The organism is Pseudomonadota bacterium (assembly GCA_039028935.1).
GTDB lineage: Bacteria > Pseudomonadota > Gammaproteobacteria > Steroidobacterales > SZUA-146 > SZUA-146.
Map to the genome: position 1 here is coordinate 21,716 of JBCCHD010000020.1, position 22,667 is coordinate 44,382.

The 22,667-nt window shown below is 56.2% G+C and carries 18 protein-coding genes; 3 read left to right on the plus strand and 15 right to left on the minus strand.

Annotation, left to right across the window (positions count from 1 at the left end; genetic code table 11):
• The first annotated feature begins 173 nt into the window (after window positions 1–173).
• Window positions 174–1,994 (plus strand): DNA helicase RecQ, encoded by a 1,821-nt coding sequence (recQ, locus tag AAF465_10675; protein MEM7083188.1) that lies wholly within the window; start codon window positions 174–176, stop codon window positions 1,992–1,994.
• 46 nt (window positions 1,995–2,040) lie between these two features.
• On the opposite strand, the gene AAF465_10680 is transcribed toward recQ, so the two are convergent.
• Both AAF465_10680 and AAF465_10685 read right to left on the minus strand, forming a co-directional pair.
• Window positions 2,041–2,529 (minus strand): hypothetical protein, encoded by a 489-nt coding sequence (locus tag AAF465_10680; GenBank protein MEM7083189.1) that lies wholly within the window; start codon window positions 2,527–2,529, stop codon window positions 2,041–2,043.
• The gene (locus AAF465_10685; GenBank protein ID MEM7083190.1) at window positions 2,526–2,852 is read right to left on the minus strand and encodes a PadR family transcriptional regulator; all 327 of its coding nucleotides are present in this window, start codon (window positions 2,850–2,852) and stop codon (window positions 2,526–2,528) included. The genes AAF465_10680 and AAF465_10685 overlap by 4 nt, the downstream gene beginning before the upstream one ends.
• Before the next feature lie 395 nt (window positions 2,853–3,247).
• On the opposite strand from AAF465_10685, the gene AAF465_10690 reads away from it, so the two are divergent.
• A complete protein-coding gene (locus AAF465_10690) occupies window positions 3,248–4,375 on the plus strand; it encodes a glycosyltransferase family 4 protein (GenBank protein ID MEM7083191.1) in 1,128 nt (375 codons plus the stop codon).
• A gap of 4 nt (window positions 4,376–4,379) precedes the next feature.
• On the plus strand, window positions 4,380–5,495 hold the full coding sequence (locus AAF465_10695) for a glycosyltransferase (GenBank protein ID MEM7083192.1): 1,116 nt from the start codon (window positions 4,380–4,382) through the stop codon (window positions 5,493–5,495).
• Between the two features lie 36 nt (window positions 5,496–5,531).
• On the opposite strand, the gene AAF465_10700 is transcribed toward AAF465_10695, so the two are convergent.
• From AAF465_10700 to AAF465_10760, 13 genes are all read right to left on the minus strand, one after another.
• Window positions 5,532–6,935, minus strand: a complete 1,404-nt coding sequence (locus tag AAF465_10700; GenBank protein MEM7083193.1) for a pyridoxal-dependent decarboxylase — start codon at window positions 6,933–6,935, stop codon at window positions 5,532–5,534.
• Window positions 6,932–7,723 carry an ABC transporter ATP-binding protein gene (locus tag AAF465_10705; protein ID MEM7083194.1) on the minus strand — a complete coding sequence of 264 codons (792 nt, stop codon included), beginning with the start codon at window positions 7,721–7,723 and terminating at the stop codon, window positions 6,932–6,934. The genes AAF465_10700 and AAF465_10705 overlap by 4 nt, the downstream gene beginning before the upstream one ends.
• On the minus strand, window positions 7,716–8,735 hold the full coding sequence (locus AAF465_10710; GenBank protein ID MEM7083195.1) for an iron ABC transporter permease: 1,020 nt from the start codon (window positions 8,733–8,735) through the stop codon (window positions 7,716–7,718). The genes AAF465_10705 and AAF465_10710 overlap by 8 nt, the downstream gene beginning before the upstream one ends.
• Entirely contained in the window at window positions 8,722–9,585 is an 864-nt protein-coding gene (locus AAF465_10715; GenBank protein MEM7083196.1) for an ABC transporter substrate-binding protein, read from the minus strand. Before AAF465_10715 ends, AAF465_10710 begins: the two co-directional genes overlap by 14 nt.
• A gap of 3 nt (window positions 9,586–9,588) precedes the next feature.
• The gene (locus AAF465_10720) at window positions 9,589–10,032 is read right to left on the minus strand and encodes a thioesterase family protein (protein ID MEM7083197.1); all 444 of its coding nucleotides are present in this window, start codon (window positions 10,030–10,032) and stop codon (window positions 9,589–9,591) included.
• 113 nt (window positions 10,033–10,145) lie between these two features.
• On the minus strand, window positions 10,146–11,231 hold the full coding sequence (locus AAF465_10725) for an SMP-30/gluconolactonase/LRE family protein (GenBank protein ID MEM7083198.1): 1,086 nt from the start codon (window positions 11,229–11,231) through the stop codon (window positions 10,146–10,148).
• Between the two features lie 141 nt (window positions 11,232–11,372).
• Window positions 11,373–12,215, minus strand: coding sequence for an SDR family oxidoreductase (locus AAF465_10730; protein MEM7083199.1), 843 nt, complete (start codon window positions 12,213–12,215; stop codon window positions 11,373–11,375).
• 23 nt (window positions 12,216–12,238) lie between these two features.
• The gene (locus tag AAF465_10735; GenBank protein ID MEM7083200.1) at window positions 12,239–13,372 is read right to left on the minus strand and encodes an acyl-CoA dehydrogenase; all 1,134 of its coding nucleotides are present in this window, start codon (window positions 13,370–13,372) and stop codon (window positions 12,239–12,241) included.
• A gap of 45 nt (window positions 13,373–13,417) precedes the next feature.
• Window positions 13,418–14,617 carry an acyl-CoA dehydrogenase family protein gene (locus AAF465_10740; protein ID MEM7083201.1) on the minus strand — a complete coding sequence of 400 codons (1,200 nt, stop codon included), beginning with the start codon at window positions 14,615–14,617 and terminating at the stop codon, window positions 13,418–13,420.
• 109 nt (window positions 14,618–14,726) lie between these two features.
• Complete coding sequence (gene dacB / locus AAF465_10745; GenBank protein MEM7083202.1) at window positions 14,727–16,169, minus strand: D-alanyl-D-alanine carboxypeptidase/D-alanyl-D-alanine-endopeptidase; 1,443 nt, start codon at window positions 16,167–16,169, stop codon at window positions 14,727–14,729.
• Window positions 16,166–19,054, minus strand: a complete 2,889-nt coding sequence (locus AAF465_10750) for a DUF349 domain-containing protein (GenBank protein MEM7083203.1) — start codon at window positions 19,052–19,054, stop codon at window positions 16,166–16,168. The genes dacB and AAF465_10750 overlap by 4 nt, the downstream gene beginning before the upstream one ends.
• 174 nt (window positions 19,055–19,228) lie before the next feature.
• On the minus strand, window positions 19,229–21,433 hold the full coding sequence (locus tag AAF465_10755; protein MEM7083204.1) for an EAL domain-containing protein: 2,205 nt from the start codon (window positions 21,431–21,433) through the stop codon (window positions 19,229–19,231).
• Window positions 21,433–22,437, minus strand: a complete 1,005-nt coding sequence (locus AAF465_10760; protein ID MEM7083205.1) for a phosphate/phosphite/phosphonate ABC transporter substrate-binding protein — start codon at window positions 22,435–22,437, stop codon at window positions 21,433–21,435. Before AAF465_10760 ends, AAF465_10755 begins: the two co-directional genes overlap by 1 nt.
• Window positions 22,438–22,667: the final 230 nt, after the last annotated feature.

A 22,667-nucleotide genomic window follows, 5' to 3' on the forward strand; every position in this document is an offset into this window, starting at 1 on the left:
GATCCCCAACGGCGTTCACATCACGGCGCCCCGCTCTTGGCCCAAATGGCGACCACGTGATGACGGCGCCACATCGGGCGACCGGCAAAACCCTCGGTCATCGCACGAATCGGTGCTTGCGTCGCGTCGGTAGAACCGCTAGCGTCAACCGTCCCTTTCGCACCGCCCCTCCTATGAGCGCCACCCCGCAATCCATTTTGGAAGACACGTTCGGTTATACCGAGTTTCGCTCCGTGCAGCGTGACGTGATCGATCACGTGGTGGCTGGGAACGACGGACTCGTGCTGCTGCCCACAGGTGCGGGCAAATCGCTGTGTTATCAGATTCCTGCACTGCTGTTTGATGGCGTGACCCTCGTCGTCTCGCCACTCATTGCGTTGATGCACGATCAGGTCTCCGCCCTTGCGCAGCTGGGGGTTGAGGCGGCCTTCCTCAACTCGACGCTCAGCCCCCAAGCTCAGCAAGCCGTCTTCGACGCGCTTGACACCGCAACCACTAAACTGTTGTACATCGCGCCTGAACGGCTCATGCAGCCGGCCACACTTCAGCGTCTGAGCCAATGTCGCATTCGCTTCATTGCCATTGACGAAGCACACTGCGTGTCGCAGTGGGGTCACGATTTTCGTGAGGATTATTTGTCGCTGGGTCGCCTCAAAGACATGTTTCCCTCCACGCCGGTTCTGGCGCTTACGGCGACCGCCACCAAACCCGTACGCGACGAAATTGTCTCTCGTTTGCGTCTTGTCGCACCTCGACAGTTTGTTACGGGCTTTGATCGCCCAAATATTCGCTATGACGTGCAGTCCAAACACGCGCCAAAACAGCAGCTCCATGCGTTTCTCCAGCGGCATCGAGGTCACGCTGGCATCGTGTACTGCATGTCACGAAAAAAAACCGAAGACACGGCTATCTCGCTTACGCAGGCCGGATTTGACGCGCTGCCCTATCATGCCGGACTCGACGCGGCGACGCGCAATCGGCACCAGCAACGGTTTCTCAGCGACGACGGTATCATTATGGTGGCGACAATCGCGTTTGGTATGGGCATTGATAAGCCGGACGTTCGCTTTGTCGCGCACCTCGATCTGCCCAAAAGCATCGAGGCTTACTATCAAGAAACCGGGCGCGCCGGTCGCGATGGACTCCCGTCGGAAGCATGGATGATTTATGGATTGCAAGACGTCGTGCGGCTGAGACAGATGGTGGATGAGTCGACGGCCACAGACGAATTCAAGCGCAACGAACGCGCAAAATTAGACGCACTTCTCGGTTGGTGCGAAGTAACGACCTGTCGTCGTCAAGCGCTGTTGGCGTATTTTGGTGATGAGCGAGACGATGCCTGCGGTCACTGCGATGTCTGTGACCTTCCGCCGGAGGTGTTCGATGGCACGCTGCCTGCGCAGCAGCTACTCTCAGCCGTTTTTCGAACCGGTCAACGCTTTGGTGCGGTGTACGTGATCGATGTGTTGATGGGAAAAACCAGCGATCGTATGACGAAAAATGGCCACACGGCACTCGCTGTGTTTGGTATCGGACGCGACTACACACAGGCGCAATGGCGTTCGATTCTACGACAGCTCCTGGTGCAAGGCTTTTTGACCGTGGATACGGGCGGATACGGCGGATTGGCGCTGACCGAGAAATGTCGCCCATTATTGCGTGGCGAGGTTGCGCTACCGTTACGCAAAGATCTGCTCAAATCGCCTGTGCGGCAGAAAATAAAAAAGTCGAAGGTGTCCTTGAACGACGCCGATAGCGACCTGTTCGATGCCCTACGCGCTTGCCGCAAAGATCTTGCCAGCGAACAAGGTGTGCCGCCCTACGTGATCTTTCATGACACCACGCTGGCCAGTATGGCGGCATTAAAGCCGGTAACCAAACAGCAGTTACTCACCGTGTCGGGCGTCGGTCAATCGAAACTCGATCGATTTGGGCAGGCCTTTATCTCGGTCATTGAGCGCTATCTGGATGATCGCGATCCTGCCACTGTCTAACGCACCTGCCTGCTCACGATTTTCATTTGGTGTGCTAGTCGCCGCACTATCGAAAGAAGCGATTCTTTAACCACCGCCATTCGGCAGCGGCGACGGCGCGCGATCCGCCTAACCACGTGCTGGTCACGAACCAACCCAAGATCAGCAGGGCAAACACCCAGTCGTAAATACGCGCCTCTTTGAGCCACCAAGCGGACATCAGAATCAACGCCGCAAACACAAGCGCAATACCCACCGACGTCACGGGGGACGCGCCGTGTTGTGGGCCACACTCCGCCGCCAACACTCGGCGATGAAGCGGTAAACCGGCTCGCAGCTGGCGGCTCACACTGTCGGGCTCGCCGAACTGTTTGAGCGCGTGTGAGAACGCGTCATCCAAGCTGACCCCTTCCGCTCGGTTTACCAGCGCAGCACTCACGATGTGATCGACGAGCTCGTCAAGCTGATCAGAAGAAAGGCCCACGCACTGACGGGAAAAATGTTTCTCGCACCAGTCCATCGCCCATTGCTCTAAAACCATCGCGTCTTTATTCATGTGACTGCCTCGAGTTTAGTGAAAATCGCATTCAGTCGTTGCCACTGGGCTCGTTGGGTGGCGAGCGCTGCACGACCCGATTCAAGCAACCGGTAGTATTTGCGCTTACGGCCGGCGCCGGAAGTGTCGGTGTACGACTCGATGAAACCCTTGCGTTCGAGTCGATACAAAATGGGGTAGAGCATGCCGTCCTTCCACGCCAAATCACCGTCAGAATAGTGATGCACGCGCTCTATAATGGCGTAACCGTAGTTATCGCCTTCACGCAGAATCGAAAGGACGATGGGGGTGGCCGACGCGGCAATTAAATCTTTTGAAAACATAGCGGTCATTTACTTAGTAATTCTAAGTAAAGATTACTTAGATATTCTATGTATGTCAATGCACACTTAACTCGCTGGTTTTTACATTAATGCCAATACGTTATGCTCGTTTTCACGAATTCATCTAACCGATCAGCAAAATGGTCGACAGAGGCTAGACAAATCACCGCCGGTCGCTATAGTGTCTGTCGCTCGCGGGGCAGACCGCGTCGATCGCGGTTTTCGTCACACGCAATATCGGCCGTGACGGAATGGATTGGTACACGCGCTCTGCCGGTCGTCACAGTCGCCAATGATCAACAGGCAAAGACAAACAACGGCAAAAACCGGGTGACGCCAAACGAACCGACGGCTCGCATTTCGAATTAACCAAACCACCAACTGGAGCTACTTGCATGAATCATCCCTCGCTCGCGTTTGCAGAGGATGCACTGCCCTACTTGGTTGACGACGCGGATTATCCGACCGGCGGCTGGGCGGTGGAATTGTTGGGTTGGTTCGAGGGCTTTAATGCGTTGAATCGATCGGTTGTATTGACCTGGGACGGCGCCAATGAGATTGCGGGCTCACAGTCCGCGGTTGAGTTTATCGAAGCGTGGTCTCCACAGCGTGACACGGGTGGGTGGCGCTATTTTCGGCGGTTTGTGCCGGCGGTCAGTAACGCCTTGCGCGAGAACGATATCGACGTCATGGTCCAGGCCTGCGCTGGCTTAGCAACGCTGCTTTACGGACTGGCGGCACGGCAGGCGGGTAAGAAGTTCGTGTATCGCGTTGTCAATGATATTGACGTCGATGATCGAATAAAGCAGCGACTGAAGCCGTATCAATATTATGCTTACCAATTTGCGCTACGAATGGCCGACGCGTTTGTTTGCCAAAACGATTACCAGGCGCAGAAACTCAAGCAACGCTTCCCAAAGACACCACAGTTTACGCTGCACAATCCCTACAAGGCGTTGGCCGAACCAGAGGCCCAAGCGGAGACCACGCCGTACGTCGCTTGGCTAGGTGTATTTAGTGAACAAAAGAATCTGCCGTTGCTTCTGACGTTGGCTCGCACGACGCCGGATGTCGAATTTCGCGTAGCGGGCATGCCCGCCAAACTAGCCGATACCATCACGCTCGACGCGTTTGATCAGTTAAAAACACTGGACAATGTGAATTACGTGGGCTTTACGAAGCGCACACAAGTACCTACCTTTTTACACAACGCTCGTGCACTCGTGAACACGAGCCACTACGAGGGCTTTTCCAACACCTTCTTAGAATCACTGGCGGTGGGCACCCCGATCATTACCTCGGTCGGCGTTGATCCCGATCATATCGTGGCGAACAATGCGTTGGGTTTTGTGGTTAATGGCGTTGATGAATACCGAGACGCCATTCGCGAGGTAACGCGCGCAGACACTGATGATTACACCGAGCGAATGGCGCGTTGCCGGGCATTTGTCGAGACTCATCACGCCCCGACGACACAGGCGACACAGTTTCTCACTGAACTCTCCGCGGCCCTCGACCTGTAGCACCATGTCGCCCTACCGCATTTTGTTTGTCATCCCGTCCCTCGGCCGTCGTGGAACAGAACGTCAACTGGTCGAATTACTCAAAGGATTGGACGACCAATTTGCCATTGCGCACGTGGTGACGCTCGTCGACTCTGTCCCGAACTACATCGCGGATGTCGAGGCACTCGGCATTCGCGTGACGCGCCTAAAGTGTCAGGGTCAAACCGATTACCTGCGCTCCGTTTGGACGATCCGTCGCCTAATTAACGCCGAGAAAATCGATATCGTGCATGGCTTTCTCAATCTAGGCAGTTTCGTGGGCACTCTCGCGGGAAGACTTGCCGGTGTAAAGGTGGTCGCCGCATCGATTCGTGATGCGCGCGATACGCAGCGCTCGCTCCGTGTCTACCGAGCGATCACATCGCGCCTCGCCCATGTGTTCACGTCAAACTCAAAGGCGGGGTTCAACAATCGCTATCGCACGCTTCCGGCCCATTTTCGCGTGATTTATAACGGCATAAATCTAGAGCGCTTCACCGATCTGGGTGGTCACGCCGATACGCTCAGAGCGTCACTCTCGATCACTTCATCGCAACGCTGCGTGGCGATGGTCGCCGCATTGAGCGAACACAAAGACTACGCCACGTTTATTGAGGCCGCTAAGCTCGTTACGACAGCCCGATCGGATGTTGTTTTTCTGAGCATCGGCGACGGTCCGATGCGCGATGACATTCATCGCATCAACTCCGCGCACGGCGAGCCCGTGCGGTTTCTCGGACAGCGAAACGATGTCGACCAACTTTGGTCAGTGGTCGACATCGCGGTCATGCTAACGAACAATCAGCTGATCGAGGAAGGCCTACCGAATTCGGTGATGGAAAGTCTGGCCTGCGGCGTACCCACCATCGCGAATAACTCTGGCGGCACGGTTGAAGTGATCGATCACCAAGTCAACGGATTGTTGCTGGACGAACCGAACGCCAAAGAGCTCGCCGATGTCATTCAATTATGGCTTGACGACACCGAACTCTACGCCCGACTCTCGGCGGCGGCGCGAGAAAAAATAGTCACCACGTTTTCGTATGATCACTATCTCGCTACGCATCGGCAGCTCTACGCTGATCTAATGGCGACCTGATCCCATTCAACGGTCGCTGTAGCCTGACGTTTACACTCAATGCGGCGAATCAGTCGCCCGAATCAGTTCGTTGACGAGAACGTCCATATCCGACTCGGTCGTGGTGCCATTGGTAATGCAAAACCGAATGACGGGTGTCCGTTCAAATTCAGCTATCGAGATCCAGGCGTTGCCCGCCTCGACCACCCGCTCAACGATCGTGTGGCACGGGGTCGTGGTGCCCTTGGGCGGGACCACGCACGATACGGCCATTGGCGAATCATTGACCACCCGCCATGCCCGTTCAAGTAATTGCTCATTGGCATATTGAACAAGCGATTGCGCGCGCTGGATATGAGCCGCAAAGGCCGACCAGCCGCCCGTTGCCAGCGCCATAAAAAGACGCAAACCCGAGAAACGACGTGACCACTGCATCGAGGTTAAATAGTAGTCGACCGACGCGTCTTGCGACGGCATATAGCTTGCTTTGGCATGAAAACAGGCATCCAAGCTATCTGTATTCGGCGTCAAGAACATGCCGGTGCCCATTGTGGTTGCGAACCACTTATGCGCATCGATCGTGATTGAATCCGCTTGCTCGATTCCAGCGAGCGCTGCCCGTTGGGTTTCATCGGCGATCAATGCCCCGCCCCACGCCGCATCGACGTGCAGCCACATATGGTAGCGATCCGCGAGCCGTTTACAGGCCATCACCGGGTCGATCATTCCCGCGTTGGTCGTGCCAACCGTCGCCGCAACCATGATCGGCACATCGCCTTGAGCCGTGTCCATCGCCAGAACGGTGGACAACTCATCAGGGCTCATTTGCCCACGACCGTCTGTTTCAATCAACCGCACGGCTTCTCGACCCATGCCACAAATGTGCGCAATTTTTAGCCACGCAAGATGACTTTCTCGCGATACATAGAGCCTCGGCTGCCCGTCGAATGCGCGACAACCGCGCGTAGCAAAATCCGGCGACCGTCTGGTCAGCGCACAGACCACGGCGCTGGCATTCGCTTCAGAGCCACCGCTTGTCATATGACCCGCTGCGCGGCGAAAGCCGACACGACGACACATCGCTTCAACGACATGGCGCTCGATATAAACGGCAACAGGTGCGTGGGAAAGCACACACACCTGAGGATTAAACGCCGCCATGACCCGATCCGCGCATTCAGAGGGGTACGACGGGGCGGGGTTGAATAAGCCAAAGTAACGCGGGTGTGTCATTTGAACCCCGCCCTTTTCTAGATAACCAACCGTCCAGTCCAGGACCTCGTCAAGCGCCTGCGGAGACGAGAAATCACGTTCGGCCAATTCGCGAAGAAAGACCGCCTCGTCGTACGAGGGGCTGGCCGCGCCTTGACGAACACGGGTCAACGCCTCCGACAACCTACGCGTCAGCGCGTCTTCATGCGTCATTCGATCGGAAGTCGATAAGAACAAGCGACTGCTCATCGTTGTGCCGGCGAGTCCGCGAGCCCTTTCCACGTCACCTGGGGTTGATCGTGGCGCCAAAATACGTCGGCCTCCATCTGATAAACCTGTGCGAGTCGAGTGGCGGAAAGGGTCGTCATGACGGGACCATCGTCGACGATGCGTCCGTCGACCATCCACAACAGGCGATCGGCGTAGCGAGCGGCCAGTTCCGGATCATGCATGATCACCACGGCGCCGCCGCCTTCATTTACATACCCTCGGATGAGCTCCATGAGCCGAAACTGATGCCAGGGATCGAGCTCGGCTGTGGGTTCGTCCGCCACGAACAGGGCGGCTTGACTTGCCAACGCACGGGCGCAATGCACGCGAGCCAGCTCGCCGCCTGACAAGGCGTCAACGCGTCGCATGGCAAACGATTGAAGGTCGCACGCGGTGAGCGCCTCGTGCACCGCCTGCTCATCCTCAACGCCGAGCTTGCCCAGCCGCGCGCCATGGGCGAAACGACCGAGCGCCACGGTATCGCGCACAGTCAGCGGCCATGACAACGTGCGAATTTGTGGCAGATAGGCCACCGCGCGGGCGCGATCATGGGCGGACATTTTGTGAGAATCCACTTTATTTATTGTTGCTATACCACTGTTTATAATCTGTATTCCAATCGCCGATCTTACCAATGTGCTTTTGCCAGATCCGTTTGCGCCGAGTATGGCGACAAGCTCGCCAGACGAAAACTGCACGCTGACGTCCTGCAAGACGGTGCGGTCCCCACGCACGACCGATACCCGCTTAAGGCCCAACTCAGGCATGCTCAACCCCTCTACGGCTGGCGATCCACACGAACGCAGGGGCCCCGATCAATGCCGCCACCACGCCCAGTTTGAGTTCACTGCCGGTCGGTAAGATCCGCACCACGATATCCGCCGCGAGCACGATGCAGCCCGCGAGTAGCGCAGAAGGCACCAATACGGCACCCGGGCGGTAGGCCACCCAAGGCCGCACGATATGCGGGGCCACAATGCCGACAAAACCGATCGCACCGGCGAGCGAAACGGACGCACCAGTGCACAGTCCTGTGCCAAGAATGACCAGCCAGCGTAACCGCGCCACATTTAACCCACTGCCTGCCGCCGCCTCTTCTCCCAACGTCAGCACGGACAAGTCATTGCGCACGAGCATCAGCACAACGGCGCCCACCAGCATAAAGGGCGCGGCAAAATAGAGATCGGACAGACTCCGATTGCTCACTGAGCCGAGCATCCAGTTGACCATGTCAGACAGAGTGAACGGGTTCGGTGACAGATTCATGAGCAGTGCCATCAGCGCCCCGGCGAAACTGGATAGCCCAACGCCGATCAGTAGCAACGTTACCACCGACGACACCCGTCTTGCCGCCAGCATCAACAAGGCGGTAGCGGCCAAGGCCCCCGCCACGGCCGCGCCCGGCAACGCCCAGCTACTGACGCTTAACAGGCCAAAAAATAACGCCAGCGTCGCGCCCAGCGACGCACTGGCTGACACGCCCAACACACCTGGTTCAGCGAGCGGGTTCCGCAGCAAGCCTTGCAGTGCGGCACCACTTAATCCCAGCGCGGCGCCGGTCAAGAGCGCAGCCAAGGCCCTGGGCAGGCGGATCTCGAGTACCACGATGGCGTCGGCGACCGCACCATTGCCAACCAAAGCACTGACGGCGCGCGTCAGCCCCAACGGCGTCGAACCCAAGCTGATCGCCACCGCACACAACGCCAGCGCCACGAGCACGAGCACACTGTTGAGTACCCACACCGGATCGATTGCTCGCGAACCGCTAATGGCGCGCACCCAACGTTGCGATGGCCTCAACCGCATCGAGCAAAAACCAACCGCCACAGGCGGTTTTGGCGCCCTCAATGTGAATACCAGGTACGTCTGTTACGAGCGAGCGAACATGCGGATGACGAGAAAGTGACCAAGGGTTCACGTGCGATTTCGGATCGCCGAATGTGGCGTTTACCAGTCGATCAGGATGCATATACACCAAACGCTCGAGCGGTAAGTCGTGCCAGCCGGCGTTCAATTCGTAGTTTTGCAACCCCGCGGCCACCATCAATTCGTGGACAATCGACCCGGGTCCGGTGGTGACGCCACTAGGCGTGGTGTAGAGCACGCTCAGCTCGGGTGCCGGCACAATCGCGGCCAAACGCGCATCGAATCGCTCGATTTCTCGTTCACCTGCCGTCGGCTGCCCCAGAGCGGTCGCCATCTCGAGCGTCTGTGTTCGCACCTGCGACAAGTCTTGAGGATAACCAAGCTGAACCACTTCAATTCCGGCGCGCGACAAAAACTCGCCAATTCGTGGTCCACCTCCGTAAGAACGCACGACCGTGGTTGGGGACAATGCGAGCACGTCCTCGGCACTCGACCGGACCGACGGCACATCGGGGTGCCGATTACGAAGATACGAAAAGTGTTTACGCGCGTCCGGTGACACCGCCACGATTTGGTGTCGCGGCACGAATTTGAGTACAAACTGATCCGCGCAATAATCAAGGCTCACAACGCGCTGGGCGGTCTCTCCAACCGCGGGCGCCTCTTCGTTGAGGGGGGACTCGCAGCCCAATACGAACACCCACACACACAGCCAGGCGCGACGGGCAAGCACGGTAGTGAACGTGAAGAGATGATCGGTCACGTGTCAGTCAACTCGCGCTGCGAGAGCATCGAGCGCGGCGCGTAAGGTATCCGGGATCGGAACCGAGCGTTGGCTTGCTCGTGAGACGAATACGTGGGTAAAACGCCCTACCGCTGCCGCTTCTTCGTCTTCATGTCGAAACACAGCAATGCCATACTCGACCGACGAGCGACCGAGGCGATTGACCCGGACGCCGAGCGCCAACGTGTCCGGATGGGCGATGGGTTTGTAGTACTCGCAACTCGAGGCCACCACGAATCCAACGACATCGCTCGATTGAAAATCGAATTGACCTTCTCGAATCAGAAAATCGTTGGCGGCCGTATCAAAATAGCTGTAGTACGTGACGTTATTGACGTGACCGAAGACGTCATTGTCCATCCACCGGGTGGGTACGTTAAGCCAGTGTGCATAATGGGATCGTCGTTGCTCGGGCGGTGGCGTCATTGGCAAAGTCGTTTCACTCACTGATTAGCGGCGCCGACATTGTACGACGATCCACGCGCGGGTGTCGCGCTCGCAGGCGACCGAAACACGATGGGCACTTGTCGGCCCCAAAACTAGGGTTTCAACGGTGCCGGCACCGGGACGACTGCGATTCGATCGGCGGTCAAGCTGCCTAAGTGAAGCACATCGCCCACCTGATTCACGCTGGTAACACTGCTAAATTGATCATGAATATCGGCAATAAAGTGGGTGACCTCACCGTTCACGTCGAGGCCGACGACCAGCGTGTGGGGAGAATGCGGAATGAGCGTTGTGGACGCTAACCCACCGAGCAGCCGCCTCAGCCAGATCGAGCCCGACGATCGTTCGCGGGCGACCGAACGCAATCCGGGCAGCGCCACCCAAAACGTATCGTGACCATTGAATGACAGATTGTCCGGATGGCCTGGCAGCCCGTCATAAAAAATATCGCGCTCACCCGCACGCTCGGTTTTTAACCACAACCGGTGTATGCGCCCTGTGCCGGTCTCACTCACCAAAACGAACTGTTCATCCGGCCCAAGAGCCACACCATTGGCAAAATGCAGCCCGTCCATCGCCACCGTTGTGTTACCGGTCGCCGGATCAAACCGCAACAGGCGGCCGGTGAAACTGGCCTCGAGCAGGTCTTTGATCCAGTCATCCAAACCAAACCGCTGTGACGCATCGGTAAACCAAACGCTACCGTCCTCGGCGATGTCGAGGTCGTCGGTGAGTGTCAGGGCAACTCCATCTACCTCACTGGTCATCACGGTCAGTGCACCGTCAGGCGTAATGCTGAGTAGCCCTCTCGCGGCGTCCGCCACCAGCAAATCGCCCTGGTGAGTAAACTGCAGACCGAGTGGCCGACCGCCGGTGTTCACAAAGGGTTCCGCTGCGATCGCTTCCGGCTTTATTTGAACGATCTGACCATTCGCTAGGCCAGTAAAGATCGTGCCCTGCGTATTGCTCGCCACATCTTCTGGACCGAGAGCAGGCACGGACAAGAAACGGGCATGGATTAGGGTAGCGGCGTCTGTCACCGTAAATGGACCATCCAATGCGGGAAGTGGCGCCGGCTGCCAAATCGTCGGTCGAACGTCTGAGCGATGCCATAAGAACACCGCAGCAATCACTACCAGCGCACAGGCTGAGTACAGTACTCGTCTAATTACACGCATGATCCCATCGCTGTCAGAAACATCGGTCAACGATGCGACGATCGAGTTCAAACGTCAACAACCAAATGGGAGTCCACGCTGCGCTTGACGAACGTCCATCAGCGCAACGTCCGACGCTGCTCGCGCTACGGCGATACAACGTTAGCGACCGCGTAATGAACGCCAGCGTTCGGTGATGGGTCGCTCCAGTTTCAGCCAGCGCTCATAGCTACCTGGGAATAGCCGAATTATAAAATCAGCGAATCGTGCATCCCTACCCACCAATATTCGACGTTTGTTTTTGCTGACGCCCTTCAAGATTATTTGGGCCGCCTGCTCCGGCGTCGTCATTGCCAACCGATCAAAATACTCAATAAAACGTTGCTTGTTCATTGGCACGTGCGCTTCGGCGATGACGCTGTTGCGCACGATATTCGTTTTCACGCCACCTGGATGAACACACGATACACCGATGGCGGTATCGGCCAATTCCATCTTGAGTGCCTCGGTGTAACCACGGACGGCAAATTTCGATGCGTTGTACGCACTCTGCGAGGGCAACGCGCCCAGGCCAAACAAGCTGGAAATATTCACGATATGCGCCGCCTTCGCGTCGCTGAGCAACGGTAAAAACGCGCGGGTGCCGTACACCACTCCCCAAAAATTAATGTTCATCACCCGCTCGAAGTCCGCGTAACGCTGAGTGGCGGCAAAATCCGCCAGCGCAACACCGGCATTATTGATCAGCAGCTGCGCGCCGCCATGCGAGTCAAGCACATCCTGGGCAAACTGCTCGACCTGGTCACGATGAGCGACGTCGACGTGATGGACGCTGCAGCGACTGCCCGGCGACCGCACCACATCAGCTACACGATTGAGCTCGCTCTGATCGATATCGGCTAGCGCCAGGTGCGCGCCGCGACGGGATAACTCGATCGCCAATGCTTCGCCGATGCCCGACGCAGCCCCGGTGACTACCGCGACGCATCCTTCAAACGATCGCATGGCTCAGGTGACCGCCATTGGCGTTAAGTGGTGCGCTCGATGTATTGATTGAGCTGGTAGTCGGCATTACCAAAAAGCGAATCGATGAGCGTGAGACGCTTAAATAAATGCGCGACATCCACCTCATTACTCACGCCCATTCCACCGTGCAGCTGAACCGCCTCTTCGCCGAGTTTTCGGCCCTCTGTGCCGATATAGTACTTGAGCGCCGCAATCGCCTCATCGGCCTCCGGGTTTTTCTCATCTAACAAAATGGCCGCCCGCAACAACAGCGAGCGCGACTGCTCAAGCGCCATGAACATGTCGACCATACGATGTTGAAGCGCTTGAAATGAGCTTAACGGCACACCAAATTGCTGCCGATTCTTCGTATACTCCACGGTTTTTTGCGTCAGCGCGTCCATAATGCCAAGGGCTTCGGCACTGGCGGCGAGGGTTGCCTCGAGTATGACCGGTTCGAGTATCGCTAGACCGTCTTCCGGACCCGATAGCCGGTCGCCTTCCTGCACCTCTACGTTGTCAAAACGCACATGCGCGCCATGCGCCCCATCCACGGTTTTGAACCCGTCTCGGTGCACGCCCGCCTGCGACGTATCCACATAAAAAAGGGCAATGCCTGTGCGATCGTTAATCTCGCCGGCCGTGCGCGCCGACACGATCACAGAATCAGCAGTCGCCCCGTTAAGCACAACAAACTTCTCACCATTTAGACGATAGCGATCGCCGTCAGCGGTTGCTGATACGCCCACATGATGAAGCGCAAATCGAGCATGCCGTTCGCTGAATGCCAGGGCCGACACATGTTCACCACTCATGATCAATGGCAACAATCGCTGTTTGAGTGCTGTATTGGTCGACCGTCGAATGCAGCCACCCGCAAGTATAATCGCAGCAAGATACGGTTCGATGACTAACCCTCTGCCCAATTCCTGCATGAGCAACATGGTCTCCACCGCACCGCCACCGAAGCCATCGTCTTCGACGTCAAAGGGTAAGGACAGCCAGCCAAGTTCAGCAAACTCACGCCATTTTTCGATCGAGTACGGCGCGTCGCTTTCGACTACCTTCATGCGCGATTCAAAGTCATAGGACTTGTCGATATATTGAACCACCGACTCTTTCAGCATTGACTGTTCTTCGTTGAGTGAAAAATCCATACTTTTTCCTATTCAGGACGCACTGCGCCGCTCCAAAATCATGAGTTAGATGCCGAGTACCGCTTTGGCGATAATGTTCTTTTGAATCTCGTTTGAGCCACCGTATATCGACGCTTTTCGATAATTAAAATAGCGCAATGCAGTGAGACTCGACTGATCATCTTCGATTCGATCGCCCGCATAGCCTGACTCGTACTGCTCGCGAAGATTGGGAAATGCGCCATAACCTGCAAGTTCAAAACACAGGTTGTCGATTGCCTGCTGCATTTCCGTGCCCTTGATTTTGAGGATGGACGATTCGGGGCCAGGCGCTTTACCGGTTGACACCGAAGCCAGCGTCCGCAGTTCGGTGTACTCCAATGCCGACAGCTCAATTTCTACGCGAGCAATTTTCCGTTTGAATGATTCGATGTCAGCCGGTGCTTGGCCTTCAGCGGCGTATTCACTCAACGTTTCTTTTAGGCGACGGAGCCGTTGCTTGGAAACGGAAACACCCGCGATGTTCGCCCGCTCATGCGTGAGCAGCACTTTGCCGTAGGTCCAGCCCTTTCCTTCCTCACCCACCAATTGATTGGCAGGGATGCGCACATTGTCGAAGAAGACGGTGTTGATTTCGTGATCGCCATCCAGCGTGTAAATCGGCGACACTGTAATTCCCGGCGTATCCATTTTGACGAGTAAGAAGCTGATACCTTCTTGCTTGCGCGACACGTCCGAGTTGGTGCGGGCCAGCAAGAACATCCAGTCGGCGTGCTGCGCCAATGTGGTCCACGTTTTCGTGCCGTTGATGACGTACTCATCACCATCCCGATCGGCCCGGGTTTTTAGTGAAGCCAAATCCGAACCCGCACCGGGCTCCGAATAGCCCTGACACCACCACACTCGGCTACTCAGAATGTCGGGTAAGAACTGCGCCTTCTGCTCATCGCTACCGTAGGTGTAGATCACGGGCCCGACCATGCTCAATCCGAATGGGATAATGATGGGGCACTCCGCCGCAGCGAATTCGGTGTAAAAAATGTACTTTTGCGTCGCGCTCCAACCTGTGCCGCCGTATGCCACCGGCCAGTTAATGCCCGCCCAGCCCTTCTCGTAGAGCGCGTGCTGGCTACGAACGTAGTCTTCTTTTGACCAGATCGCGCCATTTCGCCGACGTTCGAGGATATCTTGAGGATATTCGGTCTCGAAATACGCTTTTACCTGAGCCTGAAAGGCGCGTTCTTCATCGGAAAAATTCACGTTCATGGGCGGACTCCTGCGGGCGGATTCGCAAAAAACTTGTCGTCAGCAAGAATAATGCATTGCAACAACCGGTGTAAAGCGAAATCTGATCCAGTGGCGGAATTGGAGGGTGTTACAGCGCGACGAGATAGTGCATCAGCCGTCGTTGAAACGCCTGGCCCGCCCCTTTGTGAACATTTTCTTGGTTGATCATCAGCGCAAATTGCAGACGCCGATTATCGCGGGTTTGGACGTAGCCAGCGGCGGCCGACACATGGTCGATCGTACCGGTTTTCATGTGCACCCGCCCCTTGTAGCTACCCTTGGGAAAGCGTTTCTTCAAACTACCATCAATACCCGGGACGCCGAGAGACGCAATAAATTCTGGCATGTAGGGCGAATGCCACGCGACGTCCAGTAGCTGCACTATGGTGTCAGCCGTGACACGACATTGACGGCACAAGCCGGATCCGTTGGCGATGATCAAGGATTCAACATCGATGCCCTGACGGCTGAGCACTGCCCGTAAAGCCGTGTCGCCCTTGCTCGCCGTGGCGGGCGCGCCATACATCTGCTCGCCAAGTGTCAGAAACAGCTGCTGGCTCATTACGTTGTTTGAGAATTTATTGGTGCTACGGACAACCTCCGACAGTGTCGGCGACGTCAGGCTCATCAATTTGCGACTGTCCGACGGTGCTCGCCCAATAAGTAGAGCCCCATTGAGCCCACCACCCCGCTCTTCCAGTAATGTGCTCAGCGTGCCATACAACAGTTCATTGCTGGGCAGTACTGCGCGGGTTAATTGATAGCGCCCACACGACTTCGGGTACTGGCCCGTGAACATCACCTGTCGACCAGACTCGATGGCCTCCACCGCGATACGCATACGAATGCGATTGCTTTTGCACGCCCCGGTGAGCGCTTTCACACGACTGACCACCTCGAGTCCCTTCACTGCGGGTACGACGCGGATATCGACGAATGGCTTGGCGACCGGAACTAAGGTGAAATTAATCGCGTTGAAGTTGAAAAGCGCCGCATGCGGTCCTACGTTGTATGGCCGATATTGCCGACCGTCAAACGCGCCTGGATCGTGATCCGGCAAGTCGAATAGACTCTCGTCAACGATCAGATCGCCATTTATGGTGTGGATGCCACGAACACTGAGCTGATTAACCAGTGCCCACAGGTTTTCTTGCAAAAACGAGGGATCACCACCGCCAACCACAATAAGATCACCGTTCAACTGGCCGTTTTCCGCCAGGCCGGTTCGCCGCACGTCTGTTTGCCACTGAAAGCCAGGGCCCAGTTCACTGAGCGCCGCGAAGGTGGTGAACATCTTCATTACCGAAGCGGGATTACGCGCAATCGCCGCCTGATAGGACACCATGGGACGTTCGCTATTCACCTCTTTCACGATCAAACTCACGTTCTTGAGATCGATCTTAAGCGATTGAAGACCGGACTGAAGCTCGTCCGGTAACGAACTCGCATCCGCTAGGGCCGGCGCCGCCAACGCGAGATTAAACAGTAACGCAAGCCCCTGCCACAGGACAAAGAGCCGACCTCGAGTCACGATTGCCGAATGTGAGCGCGCGCGATCTGCGCACGAGAAAAGCGTTCACGAAGTGCCTCCCAATCCTTAGACTCCACGCCGCCGAGTCCATACCACCGCTCCAAGATTTCGCTCCATTCCCGATCCGGTTCGGGCAATTCCCCCCGCATCGATTGGGTCAATCGCTCGAGTTTTAGCGCATTGCGTTCGTTTTCGGCATCGGTAGGAGAATCGATTTCGGCCAGCAGTTCTGCCCGCACGCACAGCGCGCGCCGCGCCGCGAGATTCGCCACCCGTGCCTCGGACAACCGTGTAATCGCGTTGGCGTCGCGGGATTCGGTCAATGCCAACAGCGCCTCAAAACGCTTACCGAGTGCTTTGCCTGACGGGCCTCGTACTCCGTCAACGGATGACTGATCCACTGAAAACGTCTCGTCGTTACCATCAATGAGGTGCGCCTCACCCTTTTGACACAGGTGCAGCAGCTCATCCAGCGCCACGCCGGCCTTCTGCTCTTGTGCTACACGCACGCGCCGGATGCGTTGGCGGGCGACTTTCTGCGCATGGCGGTACCGACTTTCCAGTTTTGCCAGGACGTTTTTGGGAATTTGATGGCGTTCACGCCAGCGTTTTTGTGCCGCATCCAGCGCACCTTGCGCCACGCTCGCGTCGCGTTCCGTGTAGCCCTGCTCCGGCGCTTCCGTGTCGTTCAGCAACGCCTCGATTTCACCGCACAGTGCGTCTCGATCAGCGGCCTGCGCCTGCCACGCGGCTTTGGCGTCTTTTTGTTGCTGCTTGAGTGAACCAAAGATGTCATCGCACACGGATCGAAATTCTTCCCAGAGTGCTTGTTCAGTTTTTCGATCACTCTGAACCGTCGGTCGCCAATCGCGTTGTGCACGCTTTGCGGCGCTGGCCAGTTTTCCGCCGCTATCCGAATTCTGACTCTGTTTCAGCCCGTCAATGAGTCGTCGACGCCGCGTAATCTCGGCCTCGCGTTCTTCTTTGAATTGCGCCTCAAGTTTCTGACCAATTCGTTCATACGCTAGGTCGATTTCCTTTCGCATCTTATAGTCGACCGTGCCAGCTCGACGCCACTGTGCGGTCAGCTCTTTGTGCGACTGCGTGACTGCGGCCCAATCCGGTTGTTGCCAGTCGGTCTGGTCGAGCAACGCCTCCAAAGCAGACACGATTTCGCGTCGTTTACTCAGGTTGGCTTTGCGTTCTTTGGCCAGCTGATCGAAGTGTTTTTTGGCGGGCTTATAAGCCACTTTGCAGGCCTGATTGAACGTCTGCCAGTGGGTTTCCGAGGCACGGCCGTCGTCACGATCGAGATCCTGCCAGGACGCACGCAACGCTTTAACCGCTGCCGCCAACGCCTTGGGCGACGCTGGCGGTTCACTGATCAGCGTATTGGCTTGGCCAATCAAATTTTCACGGGCCTGAAGTGTGCCGAAATGTCGCCACTTCTTGTATTCATCGAGCTTCGGCTGCGCCGCTTTTAACGCGGTCTCGATACGCTGTAGTGCGGCCGGCTCAAGCGCTCGATTCGCCGAACGCGCGCGGAGTTTATCGTTCAGCGACATGGCTTTTTTGAATTCGCCTGCCTCCACGGTCGCCTCAAAGGTACTGAGAATGGCCAGCAGTTGTTCGCTGTTGTGCGCGCGCTTCCGCGCGTGCTCGGCCTCGTCCTGATCCAGTTTCGTCAAGACACTTGTCACACGTTGCGCTAACGCGTCAAGCTCCGACACGGATTCGGGTTTCTCGGCGCTCGCCCACTCGCGCTCGACTTGCGCTTTGCGACTGGCCGGCGAGCTATCGTATTGATGCTTCTCCCACTCAGCGACACGCGATTCAAGCTGATCGCGAAGCTTGCGGCTACTTTGATGAGCCGTGATCATGCCGTTTAGTGCTCGGCTCGCCGAGTCAAACTGTGTTTGCTCAAGTCCTGTGTGGTCGGGGATGCGACCCCACTGCTCAACAATTTGCGCCAGAGCCGTCGCGTCGACCTCATCGGTAGCGCTGGCAGACTCAACCATCTCGCGTAACGATTCAAGATCTTGCTTGCACTGCTTCCGCGCGTCCACATGGCCACGGGCGACTTTAAGCTCGGCATCCACCGGCGCTACACATTCCTCAAAGGTGGCTCGCAACGAGTCGCCCATCGCCGCATTTTCCTGGCCTACTGCCCGAATTCGTTGCTCTAAATTCTGACGCTTAGCCTGAAGCGCGGCGACCGCGTCATTCTGTGCCACAACGTGGCTGTCGCCCAACGACCGGCACGCGTCATTGAGGACGCTCACCTCATGATTGAGCGCCTCTGCACGCTTTTGTGCATCGAGCTTTTCTTTGAGCAGTCGATACACCGTTTTGTCTTTGTCTTTAAGCTGCGCACAACATTGCTCAATCGACTCGCGCTCAACTAATGAGTCGGCGGCAAGCTGCCGAACCGGTGCGCTGCCCGATTGCATGGCAAGACGGAGTCGTTGCGCTTCCGGCAATGCCTTGAGCGTTGAAGGCGACTGTAACGCGCCGTGTAAGAGCCTTACCCGTTCATCACTGGGTATCAAGGTGGCGGAAAGGTCTGGCCACTGTGTCCATGCGGCGCTGGCCGCCTGTTCGAATACGCCCTGCCACACCTGCGGGTCTGCGTTGGTGTTCTTTTCGGCAAGTGCCACGAGGCGCGTTCGGGCGATCGCGGCGAGCGATCCTTCTTCTGACGCGTGACGCAAAATGTCCGAGATACTGTCCGCGCGCTGGATCACCACGCTCAGGACCTCGATGTCCCGCTCCGTGCTGAGCGCATCATTGACTGTGGCGATGTCTACGGCATCAGACTCATAGGCTTTAGCCCGTACCGTTGGGTCCGCGTGATTGATTTTGGGGCCGAGCAAACGGTCAAACACAGTGCACTCCATTCGGCACAAAAAAGCATTCACTCGCGATAGCAAGCCGGCGAAGTATAGCAAGGCGATTAAAAAATTGCCTAAACCTCCGTTTGATGGAAACCGGTTTATGGCGTACTGGCGCTGGCACATAACAGTAGAACAATAACCTTGGATCGCGTTAATTGGGAGCGGTTAGTTCTGAGGATTCAGAACGGCAACAGTAGTAGCCGGAAAGCTACCGGTGTGGACAAACTCATTGCTGCCGTTGATATGCTTTTCAAGATAGGTGATCAGATCGTCACGAAGCATTGGGCGCGCATAATAGCTCCCTTGCACCATGTCGCAGGCAATATTCTTGACCAGCTCAAATTGTTGTTGGCTCTCGACGCCATCGGCAATCACTTTCATCTTAAGGCTGTGTGCCATCGCGACTATAATCGCGACAATGGCTTTTTCGTGTTCGCCCTGATCAATCTGCCGGATATACTCGTGAGCTACCTTTACGCTATCAACCGGAAGTTTGGTGAGATAATTCAGAGGCGAATGCCCACTACCGAATGCGTCCACCACAATGTCCACACCGCTGTCTCGCAGTTCGGTCAAGATTTTGGACGCCCTCGGGAAATTACGCATGATGGTTTTTTCGTCTACTTTGAGACTCAGACTTTCTGCGGGTACCCCATTTTGTACGAGCGCCTTATTCACCACATCGCTGATGCTCTGATCGCGAAAATGCACGCTAGACAGCTTTGCCGAAATCTTGTGAGACGTATAGCCACGCTTCTGCAGCATGCGCATGTCTCGGCACACCGACTCGACAACCCACTCATCAAGCTCAACAATGAAGCCAGTTTGTTCAGCCAGCGGTAAAAACACGTCGGGATGAATGACGCCCAATGCCGGATGCATCCAACGCAATTTAGAGTCGATTGCCACTACCGCGTTTTGCTCAATATCGAGCACAGGCTGATAGACGAGGCGCATCTGATCGTAACGCAACGCGTGACGCAGATCCGCCTCGAGCGACAGTCGTTCCGTCGCCATGCGATGCATTGAGTCGTTATAGAACTCAAATTGATTCTTGCCACGCTCTTTGGCCTGATACATCGCAACGTCTGCATTACGCAAGAGCGTATCGACGTCACTGCCGTCCTCGGGAAACGTGGTAATGCCGATACTGGCGCCGACAACGACTTCCTGCCCGGCAATCACAAACGGCTCTTTGAGGGCCGAGAGAATGCGTTGAGCGATCACCACCACGTCGGATGGCTGAGTAATGCTGTCGAGCACGACCGTGAATTCGTCACCACCCAGTCGAGCGATGACATCTGTGCTTTGCTCGTCGGACGCGGTGGCGATCTGATCTTCAACTCGGATGCTGTCCGCTAGACGCACGGCAAATTCTTTGAGCAAGGTATCACCGGCGTCGTGACCAAGCGTATCGTTGACGCGCTTAAAGTCGTCCAAATCGATAAACAACAACGCAGCACTGGTTTCCGACCGTCGGGCTCGAGCAACCGCCCGCTGAAGCGCGTCTTTCAGCTGCGCGCGGTTGGGCAATTTTGTCAGGCTATCGTGATACGCAAGATAGTGCACTTCTCCGCTGGTAACCTGCAGATTATCACTCATCTCCCGAAGACTTTTTGCCAAATCGCCCAACTCATCAGAACGTCTAATCGGCAGTACGGCGTCATAATTACCTTTACCGACTTCGTCTGCATAGGTAGCAAGCTGGCGAATTGGCGTGACCAATTTGCGCGCCAGCCACATCGCAATTATCGCCGTTGTGATCAGCAATATGCCGGTGGTGACTAACACGATGTAAATCTGACGCGCTTGATCCGAATCGATCAACGCCCGGGTATTTGCCACAATGGTCTGCGTTTCTGCCGAGACCGAATCCAAAGATAAGCCAACGGTTACGCCGCTACCGCTGGTGTCGGTCAGCGGCATCGACACGACGACATGATTACCTAACTTCCCTTCTGTCACAGCAGATTCAACACCGGTATGGTCGCGCACCACGTCGGCAATCCGCTGGCCGTACTTCGGAATCGTCGCCTGCCCGTCATGGACGATCGCGCCTTCGCGATCATAGACGTACACGAATGCAACATCGTTGTTATCCAGCGCGGCCTGCAGCTTGAGCTGAATTGAGCGCATATCCAGATCGGCGACGTCGTCACCCAGATTAGCGGCCATGTTCTGCGCAATTGTCGCGCCACGCTGCTCGAGTCGTTCAGTCAACGAATCCTGGAGTCGTTGCGCACCCAGCTCGCTGATCCGTCCAGCAGAATGGCTGAAAAACAGCATCAGCATTGTTGTCATGATCGCGATGACAAACGAAGACAACCCGATCGTTTGCAGCAGATAGCGAGACTGTAGGCCCATGCGCATTAACGATCGCCTCGGCTGATAATGTGATCTTCCGAACCGTCGTTCGACGTGCCGAAACCCGAATACAGTGAAAACTCGTGCAGACGTTGAATATCGTCTTGGGTGGGCGCATCGAAACGTTGGGTATCGAAATACGCGCTTCGCACCGCCTCGGTGCGTTCACTGTCGTGCATCGACTGCAGCAGTTGACTTAAACGAGCCTTGATGTCCGCGTCTAAATCGCTGCGGACAAGCTCAAGTGCACGTACCACGTCACCGGTTTCATGCACAATGCGAAAATCGTCGCGCAGGCTGTCTGGCACAACGTTGGGATTACGCCAACAACTGTCGTTGATCACGCCGACATCAACAATGCCTTTTTGCACCCATAGCGCCGTGTTGTACTCGGATTTAGAGAATCGATAATTCACGTCCTTCTTATCGGATGAGGTCGCGTCCACCATCGCATCGTCGAGTTGTCGCACCAAATTTTTTCCCCGTGCTTCCAATTCGATCTTCGGCACGAAGTAGGCGCTTGTCGAATACGGATGCTCAAAGGCGATGGAGTGGTCATCGAGGTGATCAAGACTGTCGAGCGCGCTGTCCTTACGCACGAAGAACACGCTTTTATACGTCGGAGTTCCGCCGCGCCAACTGCGGCTGAGCACACTCACATCGGCGTTCTTGAGAAAGTACGAAGCGTTGTAGGCGGTTTGTGAAATCCAATCGACACGGCCATGACGAATCAGTTGTGCGAGATGCTCGCGGTCGGTCGCCGTCACCACCACCACGTCGTCGACACCAATTTCGCTGATGTGCTGACGCACAAAGGCGGCCATTGGTTCGAGCGCTTCGTTCACATCGCGATTCGCTGTTTTGATGCCACCCAAAACAAGAATGCGGTTTTGCTCGGCCACCACTGCGCCGCTAATGATCAGCAAAGAACAAACCAACAGGGCACGTAACGCGAAACCGGCGTCCGACTGGACGACGGTGCGCAAGCAAGCGGAGACAAACACGTTCATGGCACGACCCACACAAAGACTATGGGTCAGTCTAGGTCCGCCCGCAGAATCATACTGTTAAGCGGTTCACGGATTGGTTTGACGCCCTATTTCGGTGCCGTTTGGTGAATTCGGTATGGCGGGATATGGTTATCGTGTAATTAATTGATAATTATACTTTTATTGTCTCTCCGATGGTGCGAGTCACGCAGACAGCCACCGGTGTGATGGGATTGGTCACCAATGTTTAC